Below are 20,201 nucleotides of genomic sequence, written 5' to 3'. Positions count from 1 at the left end.
ATGTCCGAGATCAAGATCGTAAACCTCCGCAAGCAGTTCGGTGATTTTGTCGCCGTCGAGGATTCGAGCTTCACGGTCCAGGACGGCGAGTTTCTGGCGCTGCTCGGGCCTTCGGGCTGCGGCAAGACGACGACGCTGCGGATGATCGCCGGGCTTGAGCTGCCGACCAGCGGCAAGATCTATCTCGGTAACGAGGACGTCACCTTCAACCGGGCGAGCGCCCGCGACATCGCCTTCGTCTTCCAGCTCTTCGCGCTTTATCCGCACATGAATGTGCGCCGGAACATCGGTTTCCCGCTCCTGTCGCAGGGCGTGCCGAAGGCGGAAATCCGCGCCCGCGTCGAGGAGACCGCGAAGCTCTTGAGGATCGATCATATCCTCGACCGCTCGGTTTCCGGCCTTGCCGGCGGCGACCGCCAGCGAGTCGCGCTCGGCCGGGCGATCGTCCGGCGTCCGAAATGCTTCCTGATGGACGAGCCGCTCGGCACGCTCGACGCGGAATTCCGCGAGGTGATGGTCCATGAACTACGCGAACTGCACAATCGCATCCATGCCACGACCGTCTACGTGACCCACGACCAGCACGAGGCGATGGCGATGGCCGACAAGATCGCGGTGATGAACCATGGCGTCATCGAGCAGTTCGGCACACCGCAGGAAATCTACAATCGTCCCGCTTCGATGTATGTCGCCGACTTCATCGGCTCGCCGCCGATGAATTTCATGCGCTTCAGTTCGGGGCTCAGGCGGGGGACGCGGTCGATCGTCCTCGACGGTCACGAAGTCGCCGTGCCGGAGGTGGGGGAGGACGTGGCGCCGGGCGAAATGGCGCTCGGCGTCCGTCCGGAACATATCCGCTTCAGCGATCGATCGCCCATCCGCGGCGCTGTCTATGGCAGCGAATATCTCGGCACCAACCAGATCGTCGCCGTGGAGACCGCCGCCGGCATCGTCAAAGCACGCGTTTCGGCGGACCGCAGTTTCAGTCTCGGCGAGACCGTCAGGCTCGAATTCAATCCGGCAAAGCTCGCCATCTTCGACTGCGCCTCGGGCCGGGCGATCGCCTCCTCCCTCTATGCGGGGGCGCGCCATGTCTGAGGTCGTTCTTCACCGTATAGGCAAGACCTTCGGCGACACGGTCGCGGTCGAAGATCTGTCGCTGACCATCAGGGACGGCGAATTCGTCGTCCTCCTCGGGCCGACGGGCGCCGGCAAGACGACGACCCTGCGTTTGATCGCCGGGCTCGAAAGACCGGATTGCGGGCGGGTGACGATCGCCGGTCGCGATGTCGACCGGCAATCGCCGGCCGAGCGGGACGTGGCCTTCGTCTTCCAGCAATATTCGCTTTATCCGCATTTGACCGTCTACGACAATCTCGCCTTCCCCCTGCGCTCCCCGGCTCGACGGTTGAATAGTGACGAGATCGATCGGAGGGTGCGCGAAGTCGCGCGCATGGTTCGGATCGAACACAAGCTCCAAAGCCGCTCGACGCGGCTTTCGGGCGGTGAGATGCAGCGCGTCGCGATCGGCCGCGCGCTCGTTCGCCGGCCCGCAATCTATCTGATGGACGAGCCGCTGTCGTCGCTCGACGCCAAGTTGCGCGCCGAACTCCGGCTGGAACTGAAGCGCATCCAGAAGGAGCTGGGCTCCACGCTGCTCTATGTCACCCACGACCAGGTGGAGGCGATGACGATGGCCGATCGCATCGGCATCCTGTCCGAAGGGCGGCTCGTGCAGATCGGCACGCCGCGGGAGATCTACGCGGACCCGGCCAATCTGCACGTCGCCGCGCGTCTCGGCCAGCCGCACATAAACCTGCTGCCGACCGATCTCCTTCCGGGCGCGGCGCCCCCCTCGGGCGCCAGCACGATCGGTGCACGAACCGAACATCTGCAGATTGCGACGAACACCGCCGGCAATGCCGAGGTGGACTGGATCGAGCACCTTGGCGACCAGAACCACCTGCACATCCGGGTGAAAGGCCATAAGCTCGTGACGCTTGCCGATCCTTATCTCGCCATCAAACCGGGCGACCGGATCAACCTCACGCTGAGACAGCCCCTATATTTTGGGTCGGACGGCGAGCGGCTGCGCTGACGCCACCGCGATCAGTCGACATAAGATTGGATGACAACGATGAAGCACTTTTTCAACCGCAGGGAAAACATCGTCACCGAAGCGCTGGACGGCTTGCTGCAGACCGCGCCGGCCGGCAACCTCGCGCGTCTCGACACCTATCCAGATATCAAGGTCGTCCTGCGCGGGGATTGGGACAAAGGAAAGGTTGCCGTGATCTCGGGCGGGGGTGCCGGCCATGAGCCGTCGCATGCGGGTTTTGTCGGCCGCGGCATGCTGACGGCTGCCGTCTCCGGCGAGATCTTTGCCTCCCCGAGCGTCGATGCGGTGCTGACAGCGATCCGCGCGGTGACCGGGCCAAAGGGCTGCCTGCTGATCGTCAAGAACTACACCGGCGACCGCCTCAACTTCGGACTCGCAGCGGAAAAAGCGCGCGTCGAAGGCTTTCGCGTCGAGATGGTGATCGTTGCCGACGACATCGCGCTGCCGGATATCGCCCAGCCGCGCGGCGTCGCCGGAACGCTCTTCGTGCACAAGATCGCCGGACACTTCGCCGAGCAGGATGCGGATCTCGAGACCGTTGCCGCTGCCGCCCACGCGGCCGCGCGCGACATCGTTTCGCTCGGCGTGTCGCTGTCCTCCTGCTCCATTCCCGGCCAGGCGCATGTGGAGCGGCTCGAGGCGGCCGAGGGGGAGCTGGGGCTCGGCATCCATGGCGAACCCGGCGCCGAAAGGATCGCCTTGCAGGAGGTGCGCAGCATTGTTGCTATCATGTCCGAGCGGCTTTCTCGAGCTTTGCGAGGAGATCGCCACTATGCGCTTCTCATCAACAATCTTGGTGCTGTGCCGCCGATCGAGATGGGATTGATCGCCCACACGGTTCTTTCATCGTCGCTCGCTGAGCGCGTGAAGCTGACGATAGGCCCGGCGCCGATGATGACGGCGCTCAACATGAACGGCTTTTCGCTTTCCCTGATCCGACTCGACGACGAGCGTGAGGCAGCATTGACTTCGCTCGTCGGGCCGCATGCTTGGATACCCGCCGTCGAGCGGCATGATGTCTCCGTTCTGCCGGTGACTACCGTGCCCGCCACTCCGTCCGTAGCGGCCAGTCACGATCCGCTGGCCGATCGGCTGATCGCGGCGATCTGCGATCATCTGCTCTCGTTAGAGGCGGAGCTCAACCACCTCGACGCCCGGGCCGGTGATGGCGATACCGGCTCGACCGTGGCGACAGGTTCGCGCAGCGTTTTGGCGCAAATCGAAAGGCTGCCGCTGAAGGACATCGCCGCGACGCTCTCGTCGATCGGCAGCATTCTCAGCACAAGCATGGGCGGCTCGAGCGGCGTGCTTCTGTCGATCTTCTTCACCGCCGCCGCAAAGGCCTATTCGGACACGAAAGACATGGCGGGCGCGCTTCTGGCGGGACTCGAACGGATGACCTTCTACGGCGGGGCGGCCGTCGGCGACCGCACGATGGTGGATGCTCTGGATCCGGCGCTGCGCGCGCTTAGGGCGGACGGTCTTGCCGCTGCGGCGTCCGCGGCGCGTGCCGGCGCCGATGCAACCCGGGCGATGAAGAAGGCGAAGGCCGGCCGCGCTTCTTACATCGGCGAACGGGATCTCGACGGCGTACCGGACCCGGGCGCCATGGCGGTGGCCGCGGTCTTCGAAGTCGCAGCCGGTCTTCGTTAAGCACATGCTCTAACGATGGCGACCGATCGCGAGTATGATCGGGGAGGGGTTGAAAGAAGGTGTCCGAGGTGCCGGCAAACGCAGCGCTCATAGGCGGGTTGATCGAGGCCTGTCGCGAGGTGATTGCCGCCAATGCCGATCATCTGTCGGAACTCGACAGGGCGATCGGCGACGGAGACCATGGCACCAACATGCGTCGCGGCCTGGAGGCGGTCTATGCCGAGCGAAGCCGTCTCGCAGAGCTTCCACTGCCAAAAGCACTGGAGGAAACCGGCCTCACGCTCGTCATGAGCGTCGGCGGGGCGGCCGGTCCGCTCTATGGGACGCTGCTGATCGAGATCGGCCGTCACTTGGCGGGTGCGAACGGGCAGATCGACTTTGCACGCGCATTCGAGCATGCCATCGATGCCGTCGCCCGTCGTGGGCGGGCAAGCGCCGGCGACAAGACGCTGCTCGACGTGCTTTACCCCGTGCATGCCGAAGTGGTAAGGCGCGCGGGATTGGCGGGTATCGCCGAAGAGGCGGAACGGGCGGCAAGCCTCACTTTCGGCATGAAGGCGATACGCGGGCGCGCCGCCTTTCTCGGCGACCGGTCGGTCGGACATGTCGATCCCGGCGCGAAGAGTTGTGCGCTGCTGACGGCGGCGATCTGTCGTTTCTTGGAGGAGCAATGTCCGGCATGAGTCCGAAATCCGCAAATGTGGGCATCGTCATCGTCTCGCATTCTCCGCTTGTTGCCGAGGGGGCGGCCGACATGGTGCGCCAGATGGTCGGCGATTGCGTACCGCTCGCCTGGTCCGGCGGGAACGCCGAAGGTGGCCTCGGTACGCATGCAGCCGGAATAATGGCAGCGATCGAACGCGCCTGGTCGGATGCGGGGGTCGCCGTCTTCGTCGATCTCGGCGGGGCGGAGACCAATAGCGAAATGGCGATCGAAATGCTCGGGGAACCGCGTTCCGCACGAGTGATTATTTGCGATGCGCCTCTGGTCGAGGGGGCGGTGATGGCCGCGGCCGAGGCATCGGGCGGAGCGGCACTCGCCCGCGTCGTGGCAACCGCGGAGGAGCTGTCGCCGTGATGGACAACAGGTCGCGACGGGAAACGCCGGAGGCAGTCGATACGCACGGTTACTGCCAGGCGGAGATCGAGGTGACGCACGGCTTCGGCCTGCATGCTCGTCCGTCGGTCATCTTCACGCGGCTTGCCAAGTCGTTTCCCTGCACCGTCGAGATCGAGGTCAACGACAGCAACGTCTGGCTGAACGGCAAGAGCATCGTCAAGATCATGGGGGCGAGGATTCGCACGGGCTCGATGCTGAAGATCCGCGCCCGAGGTTTGCGCGCCGCAGAAGCAATCCATGCCCTCAAGGCGCTTGTCGAGAGCGACTTCGATGAAGAAAAAAAGCATGGCCGAAGCGGTTGAAATCGCCGGAATCGCCGCCTCTCCCGGCGTGGGGCTCGGGCCTGTTCATCGCGCCGCCGATGTCACGGCAGAGGTGCTTGCGCTACGCGACACCGTGGCCGCGGAGCGCGACAAGCTGCGGCAGGCCATCGCCACTGCCGTTGCGGAGCTCCGGGCTCTCGCGGACCGGTCGGACGAGGAGAGCGCCGGCATTCTCGATTTCCAGATCGAGATGCTGCTCGATCCGGCTCTCGTCGAAATGGCCGAGGACCGGATCGTCGCCGGAGATGGCGCCGCTCTCGCTTGGGTCGGGGCACTCGACGACTATATCGCCGGTATCGAGGAAGCGCCCGATGAGCAGCTGCGCGCCCGCGCGGTCGACGTCGTCGATATCCGCAATCGCGTCGTGAGCGCGCTCACGGGCCTTCCTTTGGAGGATTTCGCGTCGGGTTCGGTCTTCGTCGGGAAGGACCTTGAGCCAAGCCGCTTCCTCGCGCATGACTGGACCGCCGGCGGCGGCATCGTCCTCTTTGAAGGCAGCGTTTCAAGCCACGTGGCGATGCTTGCACGCGGTCGCTCGGTGCCCATGGTCGTGGCGACGGGGCGGTTCGAAGTGGCGGACGGCGCGCGCGTGCTCGTCGATGCGAATAACGGCCGAGTCGTTATTGCGCCCGACGATGGGCATGTTCGCGAGGCGAAACCAAAAAAAGCTGAAGCACGGCCGATCGCCGCGCGCCGCGCCGGCGGAGTGGTCGAAACCGCCGACGGCGTTGCGATCCGGCTGTCCGCCATCATCAACGATCCACTCGAGCTCAAGGCCATTAATCCCGCGTCCTTCGCGGGCATCGGTCTGATGCGGACCGAATTTCTGGTGGCTTCATCCGCGGATGCCGTCAACGAGCAAAGGCATTACGACATCTATCGGCATACATTGGAATGGGCCGGCGACGCGCCGGCGATCGTGCGCATGCTCGATCTAGGCGGCGACAAGACATTGCCGGGTCTAGGGGCCAGGAAGAGTGAATCCTTCATGGGCCTCAGAGGCACCCGGTTGCTCCTGGCACGGCCGGAGCTTGCCCGCGCCCAGGTGCGCGCGCTGTTGCGCGCCGCCGTGCACGGCAATCTTGGCGTCCTCCTGCCGATGGTAACTGTGCCAGACGAGCTCGACGCGATGCGGACCTACTTCGAAGAGGAGCGCGCCGTTCTCTTGGGGCGCGGGGTGGAGGCGCGCATGCCGGAGATCGGTATGATGGTGGAGGTTCCGGCGGCGGCGCTGATGCTCGAGCAATTTTCGCACTCGGCTTTTTTCTCCTTCGGCACGAATGATCTGGCGCAATATCTGATGGCTGCCGCAAGAGACGACCAAAGCGTGGCCGCGCTTTACGACGCCGCCACGCCGGCCGTCCTTAGGGTGATCGCCCAGTGCGTGGGCCTTGCCAAGGCGATGAAAAGACCGATCGGGATCTGCGGCGAGATCGCCTCCGACCCCCGACATATACCGGCGCTCATGGCCGCGGGCCTTCGCCACTTCTCTGTGGCGCCCGATCGCGTGACTGACATACGATCGACAATCAGCGGCTTGTGCACGGACGGCCAGGCGGCGGCGGAGATGAAATGAATGTCGCGCGAGACGGTTGAAGACCCCATCATCGCCTACAAGACGATCTTGGCGCAGATTATCGACAATCGGCCGTCAGGAACCCGTCAGCGCCTCGCCGAGGCACTCGGCAAGCATCGCAGCTTCGTCACTCAGGTGACGAGTCCGGCCTATTCGACCCCGCTGCCGGCGCGCCACCTGGCGACGATTTTCCGCGTCTGCCATTTCAGCCCGGGCGAGCAGGAGCGCTTTCTTCAGGCCTATCAGTCCGCGCACCCCGGCAAGCTGCCGGATTTCGCAAGTGCGGAGAAGCTGCGCCAGCTCTCGCTGATCGTTCCCGATCTCGGCGATGAAAAGAAAAACCGCCTGTTCGACGAAGCGATCGAGGAACTCGTCCGCAATATGGCGAAACTGGTCGGAACGATGGATTAGAGGGTCGCGATGTGTTTCAGTATGTCGCTGCCTCCGGCAGAACCCTCTATGTTCCTGTCCGATCGAGCGGCGATTTGCGCAAGGCAGGAAAGCACGGCGTCGTGGGAGGGGCAGGATGAAGAAATTCATGAACCGAGCCGAGACGCTGGTTACTGAGAGCCTGGCGGGCCTGGTGGCGGCCCACGAACGGCTGGTGACCTTCGGCGCCGACGGGAAGTTCGTTCGCCGGCGCAGCCTTCGGCCGGGCAAGGTCTCGCTCATTTCGGGCGGCGGCGCCGGGCACGAGCCGATGCACGTCGGATTTGTCGGGAGAGGTATGTTGGATGCCGCGTGCACCGGGCATGTCTTCACTTCTCCGACGCCGGACCAGATCATTGCCGCGATCCGGGAAACGGACGGGGGCGAGGGGTGTCTGCTCATCGTCAAGAATTATGACGGCGACGTCATGAATTTCGAGATGGCCTCCGAGTTCGTCGCGGCGGAGCACCGGATCGCCACCGTCGTGGTGCGCGACGACGTCGATCCCGGCGGGTCGAAGCGCAGCCAAGGCAGGAGAGGCGTTGCGGGGACCCTCGTGGTAGAGAAGCTGCTCGGGGCGGCGGCGGAGGCCGGCTGGCGGCTCGATGAACTGAGCGCGCTCGGCGAGAGCCTGAACGGTCGCATCCGCACGATGGGAGTTTCGCTGCGTGGTGTTACCGTGCCCGACACGGAGCGGGAGACGTTCGTTCTGGCTGAAGATGAAATGGAGATCGGGGTAGGCATTCACGGAGAGCCGGGGCGCGCACGGGTCAAGTTCGCCACGGCCGACGAAATTGTGGAAACTATGCTCGAGGCAATCTTGGGCGAGCTGGTATCGGAACGTGACGAAAAACTCCTCATGTTCATCAATGGCTACGGTGGTACACCGGCGTCGGAGCTTTACCTCGTATACAATACTGCGAAAGCGCAGTGCGAGCGCCTCGGCCTTACGATCGCCCGGTCGCTGGTCGGAACCTACGTGACCTCGTTGGACATGGCGGGCCTGTCAATCACCGTCGCGCGTCTTGCGGACCGAGAGCTTTCGCTGTGGGACGCGCCGGTCGACACGGCGGCGCTGCGCTGGGGAGATTAATTTATCTTTCCTCTCTGCGCGCCGCAGCCCGACATGGGCACGCTTCGTGGCAGCATGATTATTGCTCAGGACAGGTCCCAGGGCGACGCCATCTGGGTGAAGTTCGTGACAAATTTCTGACCACGCGACGAGCCGCAACAGGCGCGCCCGGTGGCGCGCGCTCAATCCTGGCGAATGTGGCGTGCAATCGCTTCCTTGAGGGTTGCTCCATCGCCGGCGGCAACGGCGTCGATCATTTGATGGTGCTCGCGCGAGGATTGTTCGATGCGCGCCCGTGTCTTCCACTGCGAGACCGGGGCCGACGATGTGCGCTGGCGGATCTCGGTCACGAGATTGACGAGTTCCTTGTTGCCGCAGAGCGAAAGCAGCCGATGGTGAAAGGCAAGATTGGCCTCGTAGAGCTCGATCGGCGTTCCTTCGAGAATGAGCGTGTCGAAGCGCGACGCGAGGTCACGCAGGGCCTCGACGTCCAGCTCTGACGCGTTGGCGGCGATTTTGCCCGCAACCCCCGCTTCGAGCAGGATGCGAATTTCGCTGACTTCGGAAGCCTGCCGGCCATCGGGCTCGTACACATGATAGCCGCGGTTCGGCACATGTTCGACAAGGCGGCGTTGCGCAAGCCGGTCGAGTGCGCGCCGCACTTCCGGCCTCGTGCACTGGTAGCGTTGCTCCAGGTCGATCTGCTTCAGCCATGATCCGGGTGCAAGCACGCCGGTCTGAATGTCATGGAGAATCAGGTCCGTGACATCGACTGCAGTCGGATTGTTTGCTTCCCGCGGTTTCACCTTGTTCATACAGCCTCCCTACTGCAGGTTTTCCTCTTTCGAACAAAACAGGCAGCAATTCAAAGTTCTGCCGCGTCCCTTTCGCGTCTGGTTAAGATGCGCGGCGCTGCAGGACCTGCCTCTCATTCTGCCATTGCGCCCGACTGCTCTCCAAGATGCAGTCACCCGCAAAGCCGTGGAAAAATCTCTTCGCGCCCTCTGTTTTACACCCATAACGCGCTTGCGTGCTTCAAAATGTTGTCATAAATTGGCGCCAATTTTGGATACCATTGTTGTGGAAGCCAGTAAACGATGAAAAATTCCGATGCCGTCTGGGACCTCGTCGAAAAGAAGCGCGAAGCGTTCTGCTCCTTGAGCGACCGTGTGTGGGACACGCCGGAAACCAACTACGAGGAATACAGCTCGTCCGCTGCGCACGCGGCCATGCTGGAGACTGAAGGTTTCCGCGTCGCGCGCGGCATTGCCGGCATGCCGACGGCAGTGATGGGCGAGGCGGGCGAGGGCGGCCCGGTTATCGCCATCCTTGGAGAGTTCGACGCGCTACCGGGTTTGAGCCAGGAGGCGGGGATTGCCGAGGAGAGGCCGCTCGTTGTCGGCGGCAACGGCCATGGCTGCGGACATAACCTGCTCGGCGCCGGCTCGATGATGGCGGCAACTGCCGTCAAGGACTATCTGGAGGCCAACCGCATCAAGGCGCGGATTCGCTATTACGGCTGCCCTGCCGAGGAGGGCGGCTCGTCCAAGGGCTTCATGGTGCGGGCGGGCGTTTTCGACGACGTCGATATCGCCATTTCCTGGCATCCGGCACCCTTCGCCGGCGTCAACAACCCGATCTCGCTCGCCTGCAACGAGATCAATTTCCACTTCAGCGGCCGCGCCTCGCATGCCGCCGCTTCGCCCCATCTCGGCCGCAGCGCGCTCGACGCCGTCGAGCTCATGAATGTGGGTGTCAACTATCTGCGCGAGCACATGCCGTCGACCGCCCGCATCCACTATGCCGTCACCGATACCGGCGGGCACGCACCGAACGTCGTCCAGGCGCGCGCGACGGTGCGCTATCTCGTCCGCGCCCGCAGTCTGCCGGAACTGCTCGATCTGTCCGCCCGCGTAAGGAATGTCGCCGACGGCGCGGCACTGATGACCGGCACGACGGTGCGGAGCGAAATCGTCAGCGGCGACGCCAACCTCGTCGGCAACACCCCGCTCGAATCCCTGATGCATTCGCACCTGGAACGCCTCGGTCCCCCGGTCTTTGATGAAGAGGACCGCGACCTTGCGGCCAAATTCCAGGAGACCTTCTCGAAGGAGGATATTGCCTCTTCCTTCGAGCGCTTCGGGCTGAAGGTGCGTCGCGGCGTTGCCCTGTGTGACACGATCTTTCCGCCGGAAAGCGGCAACGGCACGCTCGTCGGTTCGACCGACGTCGGCACGGTGAGTTGGATTGTGCCGACCGTCCAGATGCGCGGCGCGACCTACGCCATCGGAACGCCCGGTCATTCCTGGCAACTCGTCGCTCAAGGCAAGCTGCCAGCCGCGCACAAGGGCATGGAACATGCGGCAAAGGTGATGGCGAGCACGGCGCTCGACCTGATCCTGAAGCCCGATCTCATAGCCGCCGCCAAGGCCGATCATGCGGCGAGACTGGACGGCACGCCTTTCGTGAACCCGATCCCGGACGATGTCGATCCGCCGCTGCCGGAGAAGCGCGATGCTTGACCTAGCTCAACCCGATCGAGAGCGGCTGGCTGCCCATATCGAGGAGTTCGGCCGCCGCATCAAGCTCTCGGGAACGCCTGAGGAACTTGAGAGCTTCCGTTATCTCGAACGGGAGATGGCGTCCTACGGCTATCGCACGGAGCTTCTGTTCCACGACGCCTATATCAGCCTGCCCGGACAGGCTCGCGTCGAGGCAAACGGCGAAAACCTGCGCTGCATCACGCATTCGATGTCGGTTGCGACGACAAGCGACGGCATCCGCGCGCCGATCGTCTATGTCGGTGAGGGCGACGAGGCGGCCTTCGCCTCCGTCGATGTCAGAGGCAAGATCGTTCTTGTCGACGGCATTGCCACCGAGGAAGTGACCGCGCTCGCAAGCGCGCATGGCGCTCTGGGCCAGCTTCATATCAGCCCGAACGAACACCTTTACGAAATGTGCGTTTCACCGGTATGGGGCAGTCCCTCGCAGGTGACGCGGCCGAAGCTTCCAACGACGGTCGTTTGTACGATCGCGCGCGACGACGGCGCGAGGCTACGGGCGCAATGCCAAGCGGGCGAGATCGTGCAGGTGTCGCTTTGGGCGGAGGTCGATACCAGCTGGCGCAAAACGCCCATTCTCGTTGCGGAGCTGCCTGCTGAAAAGAAAGTGGACGACGGCGCCCCTTTCGTGCTGTTTTCCGGCCATCACGACACCTGGCACTACGGTGTCATGGACAACGGAGGCGCCAACGCCACCATGCTGGAGGCGGCAAGGCTGCTCGCCGGGCGGCGCGGCCCGTGGCGGCGGGGCTTGCGTCTCTGCTTCTGGTCCGGCCATTCGCATGGGCGCTATTCGGGATCCGCGTGGTATGCGGACGAATATTGGGACGAGCTCGATCGGCGCTGCGTCGCCCATGTGAATGTCGATTCGACCGGCGGCGGGGGGGCAAGCGTGCTTACCAACTCGGCTGTCATCGACGAGTTGAAATCCGTTGCGGCTGAAGCGGTCGAGGCGGTCAGCGGACAGCGCCACGCCGGTCGCCGCCACGGCCGGGCCGCAGACCAGTCGTTCTGGGGTGTTGGCATACCGTCGATGTTCGGCAGCCTCAGCCATCAGCCGCCCGGTCCCGTCAAGATGCTGACGGCGCTTGGCTGGTGGTGGCATACGCCGCACGACACGGCAGAGCACATCGATCTCGACAACCTTGAACGCGACACGGCAATCGTGCTGCGCGTTCTGTGGCGCCTGTTGACTGCGCCAGTGCTACCGCTCGACTACACCGCCGTTGCCGCTTCGATGAGGAAGGAACTGCTGACCCTTCAGGACCGCCTCGCCGACCGCATGGACATCGACATTTTGATTTCGCGCCTTGGCGCGTTCGAGGAAGCGGTACAGGCTGTGAACAGGATGGCCGAGAGCGCCGGCGAGGACGCGCTGGAAGCGATCAACCGCTCCCTCATGCAGGTGTCTCGTCTGCTCGTGCCCCTCAATTACACGACCGGACACCGCTTCAGCCACGACAGCGCCCTGCCGCACCCGGCCTGGCCATCGCTTGCCGGCCTGCGCGAGCTTGCCGACCTGCCGCAGAGCTCGCCCGAACTGCCGTTTTATGCCGTGCACGCCCGACAATGCCGAAACCTCGCTGCACATGCCTTGCGGGAGGCGCGGGCAACACTGGCAGCCGCCCTCAAACACGACACGCGCTGAAAGGCGCGGATCGATCAATCGCAAAGCCGGCCACCAAAAAGGCCCGGCAAAAAGAAGGGAACTGAAACATGAAACGAAGCAGATTTGTCGCCGCCATTTTCATGGCCGGCCTTTCCTTGACCGCCACGTCGGCGCTGGCCAAGGACTGGACGCATGTCCGGGTCGGGATCGAAGGCGCCTTCCCGCCATGGAATGCGCTCGATTCCCAGGGCCAGCTCACCGGATTCGACGTCGATTTGATCAAGGATGTTTGTGCCCGCGCCAAGGTGGAATGCGAGTTGATGACGGGCGAATGGACCAGCCTCATCCCCAGTCTCAACGCCGGCAAGTTCGATCTCATCATGACGCTCGGCATCAATGAGAAGCGCAAGCAGGTCGTCGACTTCACCATCCCCTATGCGAGCGGTGTCGCGACTTTCCTGATTGCCAAGAACGGACCGGTCACCGAGTTGCCGATGACCGGCGAGCGCCTTAATCTCAACGACAAGGCGAAGGCCGATCCGGTCATGAAGACGATCGGCGAAGCGCTCGACGGCAAGACCGTCGGCGTTGTGCAGTCGACCAGCCAGGAACAGCTCATCAACGCCTATTTCGGCGACACCGTCACGGTGCGCGCCTACAAGAACTCCGGCGAACGCGATCTCGACCTCAAGGCTGGGCGCATCGATGCCGGGTTCGACAGCGGCGTCTATGGAACGTCGATGCTCGCCAAGCCCGGCAACGAGGACCTCGCCATGACCGGACCTTTGGTCAAGGGCGCGATGTTGGCAACGGAAGTGGCGATGGGCATGCGCAAGGGGGAGGCTGAGTTGAAGGCGAGGTTCGACGACGCGATCAAGGCCGCAGCGGCTGACGGCGTTATTCGTGCGCTCTCCGAAAAATGGAGCAAGCTCGATCTTACGCCCTCGTTCTAACAACGGACTGGTAGGGCGGGCCGCAAGGCCCGTCCGGCACCACTCGACGGACATCCAGCCATGAACAGCGAGTCAGTCCTCGGAGCGCTTGGCCAAGGACCATCGTCTCCATGAGTAATCCCGGTTTCCTCGACATCATCAGTTTCGGGCCTGACGGGTGGGGTCACGCGCTTGCCGCGGGCGCGTGGATGACGATCCTGATCGCGCTTGCCGGCTTTGCGATCGGCAGCGTCATCGGTACCCTCGGCGCGTGGGCGAAGATATCCGGCGGCCGGTTCCTCCGGATGTTCGCCGATGCCTATACGACGATCTTGCGCGGCATTCCGGATCTGCTCGTCATCTACCTTTTCTATTTCGGCGGCAGCGCCGTCGTGACGGCGGTCGGGCAGTTCTTCGGCGCCGAGGGCTTCGTCAGCTTTCCGGGCTTTCTCGCTGGTGCGCTTGCGGTCGGCTTGACCTCCGGTGCCCAGCAGACGGAGGTTTTCCGTGGCGCTTTCCGTGCCGTCCATCCGGGCGAACTGGAGGCGGCGACCGCCTGCGGTATGGGCCGCGTGCTCAAGTTCCGCCGCATCACCGCGCCGCTGACGCTGCGCCACGCGCTGCCCGGACTCGGCAATGTCTGGCAGGTGGTGCTGAAAGAGTCGGCGCTCGTTTCGGTCACCGGCGTCGTCGAGCTTCTGCGCCAAGCCCAAATCGGCGCCGGATCGACCAGTCTGCCTTTCGATTTCTATTTCATCGCCGCGATGATCTATCTCGCGATTTCCACCGTTTCCGGCCTCTTCCTCAATGCCTCGGAACGCTGGTTCTCGCGCGGCGTCAGGAGGGGTTGATGGATATCGCCTTTGCCGCGGAAACGCTGATAAGCCTGCTCTCGGCCCTGCCGCTCACGCTTGAGCTCGCAATAACGGCGATCGCTCTCGGTGCGGTTCTCGCTCTTGCTCTGGCGCTCGCGCGCCTCTCCGGCATCCTCCTGTTCGACTGGTTCGCGCGCCTCTACGTGTTCATTTTTCGCGGAACTCCGCTGCTCGTCCAGATCTTCCTGATCTACTACGGTCTTAGCCAGTTTGGCGCGGTCAGGCACAGCATCTTTTGGCCGGTGCTGCGCGAGCCCTATTGGTGTGCCGTGCTTGCCCTGATGCTGAACACCGCGGCCTATGCGAGCGAGATCATTCGCGGCGGCTTGCTTTCAGTGCCGCACGGGCAGGTCGAGGCCGCGCGCGCCTGCGGCATGCCGCGTTTCATGATCTTCCGCCGCATCGTCATGCCGCTTGCCATCCGCCAGGCACTGCCCGGCTACGGCAACGAGATGATCTCTATGGTGAAGGCGACCTCGCTCGCCTCGATCATCACGCTCATGGAAATCACCGGGGTTGCCGCCAAGATCATTTCCGAAACCTTCCGGGTGATCGAGGTCTTCGTCGTCGCCGGCGCCATCTATCTCACCATCAATTTCCTGCTCACCCGGCTCATCGCCTTCGTCGAGTACCAGTTGAGCCCGCATCAGCGCCAGCCGCTGCCGATGACCGGCAGGCTGAAGGGAGAATCCCATTGAACATGTCCGCAAAAGCCGCTCCGTTCTTCGCCATCAGTGTCCGGGATCTGCACAAGAGCTTCGGCCCGGTCGAGGTACTGAAAGGGATATCGATCGACGCGCATGAGGGCGAGGTGATCTCGATCCTCGGCTCGTCGGGTTCGGGAAAATCGACGCTCTTGCGCTGCATCAACATGCTGGAGGTGCCGGATTCCGGCTCCATCGCGGTGGCCGGCGAGACGATCCGCCTCAAGGCGGCGGGCGGCGGCAAAAGCCGGCCTGCCGACCGGAAGCAGGTCGACCGCATCCGCTCCGAGCTTGGCATGGTCTTCCAGAGCTTCAATCTCTGGTCCCACAAGACGGTGCTGGAGAACGTTATCGAGGCGCCCGTCCATGTGCTGAAGCGGCCGCGCAGGGAAGCGATCGACGAGGCGGAGGCGCTGCTTGCCAAGGTTGGCATCGCCGACAAGCGCAACCACTACCCCGCTCATCTTTCCGGCGGCCAGCAGCAGCGTGCAGCGATTGCCCGTGCGCTCGCCATGCGGCCGAAGGCGATGCTTTTCGACGAGCCGACCTCCGCACTCGATCCGGAACTCGTCGGCGAGGTGCTGCGCGTCATGCGCGGGCTCGCCGAAGAAGGCAGAACGATGCTGGTCGTGACCCACGAGATGGGCTTCGCCCGCGATGTATCGAGCCGCGTCGTCTTCCTGCACAAGGGCGCGATTGAGGAGGAGGGCGCGCCTCATAACGTCTTCACCAGCTCGAAATCCGAACGTTTCCGGCAGTTCATCAGCAATTAGGCGAATGACCTCCTGAAAGAACCAAACAACCACCACAGCAAAAAGGGGAATACCGAAATGCAGAAAACGACCGCGATCCTGGCGGCCCTCGCCGTTGCCACGGGGCTTCTCGCCACGACGGCACAGGCGGAGGAAAAGAAGTGGACGAAGATCACTATTGCCACCGAAGGCGCCTTCCCGCCCTATAACCTCACCAAGGCGGACGGCACGTTGGACGGCTACGAGATCGAGCTCAGCAAATATCTCTGCGATCACATGAAGGTGGAATGCACCATCATTCCGCAGGCCTTCGACGGGATGATCCCAGCTCTCAATGCCGGTAAGTTCGACGCCATCATGGCAGGCATGTCGGCGACGGAAAAGCGCAAGGAAGTTATCAACTTTTCCATCTCCTACGGCAGCACCGGCCAAGCTTTCGCGACGCTCAAGGGCAGCGAGCTTGAAACGTTGCCGATGAAAGGCGAACTCTTCTCGCTGGCGTCCAACGAGGCGGGTGCCCGCAAGGCCGTCGAAGAGCTGAAGCCGCTTGTCGAAGGCAAGACGATCGGCGTCCAGAGCGCTTCGATCGCGGCGCGCTTCATCGACGAGTATCTTAAAGAAGTCGTCGAAGTCCGCGAATACAAGACGACTGAACAGCACGATCTCGATCTGGTCGCCGGCCGGGTCGATCTTGTCATGGCCTCGATGGGTTACCTGAAAACCGCGGTCGAAAAGCCTGCGAATGCCGACATGACCATCGTCGGACCGCGCTTCCAGGGCGGCTTTCTCGGTGCCGGCAGCTCCGTCGGGCTGCGCAAGAGCGACACCGACCTGCAGGCGATGTTCGACGACGCCATCACCGCGGCGAAGGCGGACGGCACGATTAAAAGCCTTTCGGAAAAGTGGTTCGGCTTCGACCTGACGCCGCAATAAGGCATTTCTGCGGTGGGGCGCAAGAGCCGCGTATTCGTCGGAATGCGCGGTGTCTGCGCGGCGCGTTAACGCACGTCGCGTTGATTAGCGAAGCGGCTTTGCGTTAATCAACAGGATCGCCAATAACGCCGTGGGTGATTGGTGCTTTGGTTCAATCCCGTTCAACGTGAGGAGGCAACCACCCATCTGCCAAGCGATAGCCGCAATCACTACCGTGGTTCCATATACAAGATGGCCCTATTCCTCAAACATCTTGCCCGTGCGTGCCTCCAGTCGATAGCGGTGACCGGGGTAGATGAGGCGGGCGGTGGAGACGACGTGTCGTCCCGACCATGTCCGGCGGCGTATTGCGAGACACGGCTCGCTCTTGAGAATTGACAGCAGCTTGCATTCCCAGGACTGCGGCATTGCCGCCTCGACGATGTGCTCAGAACCGCTAAGCGGGGCTGCAGCCGTGAGATAGGCGTTCGGCGTGATTGAGGAGAACTCCTGCGCGAGATAGTCGGGAGCCGCCGCCGGATTAACGAAGCGATCTTCTATCTGCACCGGCACGCCGTTTTCGCTGTGAACAATCAGCGAGTGGAACACCGCTGCGCCGATCGCTAAATCGAGCGCGTCCGCGGTTTCGGGAGAAGCAGCTTCCTGGGCGAGAATTACAACGGAGGCCTCGTGCGTATGGCCACGCTCGGCAATTTCGTCGGCGATGTTGCGCACTTCAAACAGGGCCGAGTAACCCTTACGCTCGGCAACAAAGGAGCCGACGCCCTGAATGCGGACCAGTTCACCCTCGTTTGCAAGTTCACGCAGCGCGCGGTTAGCGGTCATCTTGCTGACGCCGAGTTCAGTCACCAATTCGTTCTCGGAAGGCACGCGATGCCTGGGAGGCCACTCGCCACTGTGGATGCGGTCAAGGATCATCTGCTTCACACCGGCGTAAAGCGGTGCGGTATCGTTGTCCCGCTTCATCTCGATTGGATGCTTCAATGCCTTTTCCTTTTGCGACGGCGGAATCCGCTCGATTAAATCGACTTTCCTCTTGCATAACACCAACCTCGACACACGGCCAACAGAGCTGGTGTCGGGCAAGCCGGCGGAGACTGGCGTCGGGCCGCAAGGCCAATCGTAACCTCAGAGGAGAACTCACCGATGAACTTCAGCAAGCTTGTTCTTGCCAGCGCTTTTGCGCTTTCGACTTTCGCCGCTCCTGTTGCTGCTAAAGACTGGAAGGCTGCCACGATTACGCTTGAGGGCGCCTATGCGCCCTGGAACATGACCAATGCCGACGGCACGCTGGGCGGCTTCGAGCCGGAACTTGCCAAGGTGCTGTGCGAGCGGGCCAAGATCGAGTGCACGCTCGTCGCCTCCGACTGGGATGGCATGATCCCGGCTCTTAATGCCGGCAAGTTCGATGTCATCATGGACGCCCTGTCGATCACCGAGGACCGCAAGAAGGTCATCGACTTCACTATTCCCTACGCTGCGACGCCGGCGGCCTTCGCAACCGCTAAAGACAGCCCGCTGGCAAACGCGGCCGGCACCGGCGCGACAATCAAGATGACGCCCGGCCAGACCGGCGTTAAAGAGGTCGAAGCGTTGAAAGAAGCCTTCAAGGGCAAGACCATCGGCATTCAGGCAGCCACCGTTTACGCCAAGTTCATTTATGACAATTTCGGCGACATCGCAGAGGTGCGCGAGTACAAGACCGGTGCAGACCGCGACCTCGATCTCCAGACCGGCCGCATCGATCTCGGTTTCGATGACGCCGTCTATTTCGCCAATGCCTTCCAGTCCGCAAACGATAGCCTGGCCTTTACTGGCCCGGAAATCGTAGGCCCGATTTGGGGTGAGGGTGAGGGCCTCGGCATCCGTCAGGCCGATACAGACCTGCGCGACAAGTTCAACGAAGCGATCAAGTCCGCGCTCGCCGACGGTACCGTGAAGAACCTGTCGATGAAGTGGTTTAAGGTCGACGTCAGCCCGCAGAATTGACGCCCGCGCGGGCCGAAAGGGCGGTCTCCAGGCTCGATGCCGGGGACCGCTTGCTGTTCTGATATCGCCGAGAAGGCGGTGGGGCGGGGAACTTGATATGGCAACACTGGAACTAATTGGTTTCGGCACGACCGGATGGGGCGCACTCCTTCTGCTCGGCGCGCTGATGACCCTCTGCGTGACTGCAAGTGCGCTCGCAATAGGAGCCGTGCTCGGTTCTGTCATCGCCGCCGCAAAGCTCTCCGGCAACGCGTTTCTTGTTGCGCTTGGCAGCCTTTACACGACGGTGTTTCGCGGCGTGCCGGAGTTGCTCATTATCTATCTCATCTATTTCGGGGGCTCTACGGCTGTCACGGCGATCAGTCAGTCGATGGGCTATGAAGGCTTCCTCGGACTGCCTTCTTTCCTGGCCGGCGCGCTGGCCGTCGGCATCATCTCCGGTGCCTATCAGGCGGAAGTCTTCCGCGGTGCCTACCTCGCCATTTCCAAGGGCGAACTGGAGGCGGCATCGGCCATCGGCATGCGCCGGGGTCTCCGGTTTCGCCGGATCATCATCCCGCAGGTACTGCGTTTCGCCATTCCGGGTCTCGGCAACGTCTGGCAGCTCAGCCTCAAGGACTCGGCGCTGATCTCGGTGACGGGCCTTGCTGAGTTGATGCGCACCAGCCAGGTTGCCGCCGGTTCGACGCGACAATACTTCCTGTTCTTCATCGTGGGCGGCGGTCTCTATCTCATTCTGACGAGCCTCTCGGACCGCGTCTTCAACGGCGCCGAACGGCGCGCCAATCGGAGCATGCCGGCGGCGGCCATGGGCAAGGCGTGAGATAGTACCATGGATTTTGCCTTTCTCACCCAAACGATGACCACGCTGCTCAAGGCCGTTCCGATGACCTTGGCACTGTTTTCCCTTTCGATCTTCTCCGGCGGCATTCTGGCGCTTCTGATCGTCTGGATGCGTGTCGGCGGCAACCCTGTGCTCGCATCCGTCGCCAAGGGATACATTTTCGTCTTTCGCGGCTCGCCGCTGTTGATCCAGATGTTTCTTGTCTTCTACGGACTCGGCCAGTTCGGCTTCATCCGCTATTCGTTCCTGTGGCCGTTCCTGCGCGAACCCTTTGTCTGCGCGGTCCTCTCGCTGGCGCTCTGCACCGCGGGCTATACGGCTGAAATTTTCCGCGGCGGCATTCGCGCCGTCTCCCCGCGCGACATTGAGGCAGCGCGATCGATCGGCATGTCCGGCGCGCTCCTCGTGCGTCGCATCCTCGCGCCGATCGCCTTTCGGCACGCGCTGCCGGCCTATTCCACCGAGATCGTCCTGATGATGAAATCGACGGCACTCGCAAGCCTGGTGACCGTATGGGAAGTAACGGGCGTGGCGCAGCGGCTGATCTCGCAGACCTATCGCACGATGGAAGTGTTTCTCTGTGCGGCTATCATCTATCTCGTTCTCAACTTCATCATTCTGCAGGCGATGTCACTGCTTGAATATTCGCTCTCGCGACACCGCCGCGCGATCCCGCCGGCGCTGAAAGCCTGAGCGCTGAACGACACGAT

General features: G+C 62.9%; 21 protein-coding genes. 19 read left to right on the top strand and 2 right to left on the bottom strand.

Annotation, left to right across the window (positions count from 1 at the left end; all coding sequences use genetic code 11):
* From GHK62_RS32810 to dhaK, 9 genes are all read left to right on the top strand, one after another.
* Complete coding sequence (locus GHK62_RS32810) at positions 1–1,098, top strand: ABC transporter ATP-binding protein (RefSeq protein ID WP_153443182.1); 1,098 nt, start codon at positions 1–3, stop codon at positions 1,096–1,098.
* Complete coding sequence (locus tag GHK62_RS32805; RefSeq protein ID WP_153443181.1) at positions 1,091–2,098, top strand: ABC transporter ATP-binding protein; 1,008 nt, start codon at positions 1,091–1,093, stop codon at positions 2,096–2,098. The genes GHK62_RS32810 and GHK62_RS32805 overlap by 8 nt, the downstream gene beginning before the upstream one ends.
* A 39-nt stretch (positions 2,099–2,137) precedes the next feature.
* The gene (locus tag GHK62_RS32800; RefSeq protein ID WP_167528424.1) at positions 2,138–3,772 is read left to right on the top strand and encodes a dihydroxyacetone kinase subunit DhaK; all 1,635 of its coding nucleotides are present in this window, start codon (positions 2,138–2,140) and stop codon (positions 3,770–3,772) included.
* 68 nt (positions 3,773–3,840) lie between these two features.
* The gene (gene dhaL / locus GHK62_RS32795; protein WP_380786762.1) at positions 3,841–4,455 is read left to right on the top strand and encodes a dihydroxyacetone kinase subunit DhaL; all 615 of its coding nucleotides are present in this window, start codon (positions 3,841–3,843) and stop codon (positions 4,453–4,455) included.
* A complete protein-coding gene (gene dhaM / locus GHK62_RS32790) occupies positions 4,452–4,850 on the top strand; it encodes a dihydroxyacetone kinase phosphoryl donor subunit DhaM (RefSeq protein WP_167528423.1) in 399 nt (132 codons plus the stop codon). The genes dhaL and dhaM overlap by 4 nt, the downstream gene beginning before the upstream one ends.
* The gene (locus GHK62_RS32785) at positions 4,850–5,194 is read left to right on the top strand and encodes an HPr family phosphocarrier protein (protein ID WP_153443195.1); all 345 of its coding nucleotides are present in this window, start codon (positions 4,850–4,852) and stop codon (positions 5,192–5,194) included. Before dhaM ends, GHK62_RS32785 begins: the two co-directional genes overlap by 1 nt.
* Positions 5,178–6,791: a phosphoenolpyruvate--protein phosphotransferase gene (ptsP, locus tag GHK62_RS32780; protein WP_153443178.1), complete on the top strand. Its 1,614-nt coding sequence runs from the start codon at positions 5,178–5,180 to the stop codon at positions 6,789–6,791. The genes GHK62_RS32785 and ptsP overlap by 17 nt, the downstream gene beginning before the upstream one ends.
* On the top strand, positions 6,792–7,202 hold the full coding sequence (locus tag GHK62_RS32775; RefSeq protein WP_014330605.1) for a hypothetical protein: 411 nt from the start codon (positions 6,792–6,794) through the stop codon (positions 7,200–7,202).
* 115 nt (positions 7,203–7,317) lie between these two features.
* Entirely contained in the window at positions 7,318–8,313 is a 996-nt protein-coding gene (gene dhaK, locus GHK62_RS32770; protein WP_153443177.1) for a dihydroxyacetone kinase subunit DhaK, read from the top strand.
* 161 nt (positions 8,314–8,474) lie between these two features.
* On the opposite strand, the gene GHK62_RS32765 is transcribed toward dhaK, so the two are convergent.
* Positions 8,475–9,107 carry a GntR family transcriptional regulator gene (locus GHK62_RS32765; RefSeq protein ID WP_153443176.1) on the bottom strand — a complete coding sequence of 211 codons (633 nt, stop codon included), beginning with the start codon at positions 9,105–9,107 and terminating at the stop codon, positions 8,475–8,477.
* Between the two features lie 282 nt (positions 9,108–9,389).
* Here GHK62_RS32765 and GHK62_RS32760 point away from each other — a divergent pair, with 282 nt between their 5' ends.
* The 7 genes from GHK62_RS32760 (at position 9,390) to GHK62_RS32730 (ending at position 16,658) form a co-directional block, all read left to right on the top strand.
* Entirely contained in the window at positions 9,390–10,814 is a 1,425-nt protein-coding gene (locus GHK62_RS32760; protein WP_153443175.1) for a M20 family metallopeptidase, read from the top strand.
* On the top strand, positions 10,807–12,501 hold the full coding sequence (locus tag GHK62_RS32755; RefSeq protein WP_153443174.1) for a M28 family peptidase: 1,695 nt from the start codon (positions 10,807–10,809) through the stop codon (positions 12,499–12,501). The genes GHK62_RS32760 and GHK62_RS32755 overlap by 8 nt, the downstream gene beginning before the upstream one ends.
* A 68-nt stretch (positions 12,502–12,569) precedes the next feature.
* Positions 12,570–13,415, top strand: a complete 846-nt coding sequence (locus GHK62_RS32750) for a transporter substrate-binding domain-containing protein (protein ID WP_153443173.1) — start codon at positions 12,570–12,572, stop codon at positions 13,413–13,415.
* A gap of 110 nt (positions 13,416–13,525) precedes the next feature.
* Entirely contained in the window at positions 13,526–14,245 is a 720-nt protein-coding gene (locus tag GHK62_RS32745; RefSeq protein WP_153443172.1) for an ABC transporter permease, read from the top strand.
* The gene (locus GHK62_RS32740; protein ID WP_153443171.1) at positions 14,245–14,967 is read left to right on the top strand and encodes an ABC transporter permease; all 723 of its coding nucleotides are present in this window, start codon (positions 14,245–14,247) and stop codon (positions 14,965–14,967) included. The genes GHK62_RS32745 and GHK62_RS32740 overlap by 1 nt, the downstream gene beginning before the upstream one ends.
* A gap of 2 nt (positions 14,968–14,969) precedes the next feature.
* Positions 14,970–15,746 (top strand): ABC transporter ATP-binding protein, encoded by a 777-nt coding sequence (locus tag GHK62_RS32735; protein WP_153443170.1) that lies wholly within the window; start codon positions 14,970–14,972, stop codon positions 15,744–15,746.
* Between the two features lie 57 nt (positions 15,747–15,803).
* Positions 15,804–16,658, top strand: a complete 855-nt coding sequence (locus GHK62_RS32730; RefSeq protein WP_153443169.1) for a transporter substrate-binding domain-containing protein — start codon at positions 15,804–15,806, stop codon at positions 16,656–16,658.
* Between the two features lie 237 nt (positions 16,659–16,895).
* Here the strand turns inward: GHK62_RS32730 and hutC are convergent, their stop codons facing one another.
* Positions 16,896–17,642, bottom strand: a complete 747-nt coding sequence (gene hutC / locus GHK62_RS32725; RefSeq protein WP_153443194.1) for a histidine utilization repressor — start codon at positions 17,640–17,642, stop codon at positions 16,896–16,898.
* 162 nt (positions 17,643–17,804) lie between these two features.
* On the opposite strand from hutC, the gene GHK62_RS32720 reads away from it, so the two are divergent.
* From GHK62_RS32720 to GHK62_RS32710, 3 genes are all read left to right on the top strand, one after another.
* Positions 17,805–18,647 carry a transporter substrate-binding domain-containing protein gene (locus tag GHK62_RS32720; RefSeq protein WP_153443168.1) on the top strand — a complete coding sequence of 281 codons (843 nt, stop codon included), beginning with the start codon at positions 17,805–17,807 and terminating at the stop codon, positions 18,645–18,647.
* 97 nt (positions 18,648–18,744) lie between these two features.
* Positions 18,745–19,470: an ABC transporter permease gene (locus GHK62_RS32715; RefSeq protein WP_153443167.1), complete on the top strand. Its 726-nt coding sequence runs from the start codon at positions 18,745–18,747 to the stop codon at positions 19,468–19,470.
* Positions 19,471–19,479: 9 nt separating this feature from the next.
* The gene (locus GHK62_RS32710) at positions 19,480–20,184 is read left to right on the top strand and encodes an ABC transporter permease (RefSeq protein ID WP_153443166.1); all 705 of its coding nucleotides are present in this window, start codon (positions 19,480–19,482) and stop codon (positions 20,182–20,184) included.
* The last annotated feature ends 17 nt before the right edge of the window (positions 20,185–20,201 follow it).

It is taken from the genome of Sinorhizobium terangae, assembly GCF_009601505.1.
Taxonomy (GTDB): Bacteria; Pseudomonadota; Alphaproteobacteria; order Rhizobiales; family Rhizobiaceae; genus Sinorhizobium; species Sinorhizobium terangae.
The sequence above is the reverse complement of the archived record's forward strand: the minus strand, read 5'-3'. Positions and strand labels throughout refer to the sequence as shown.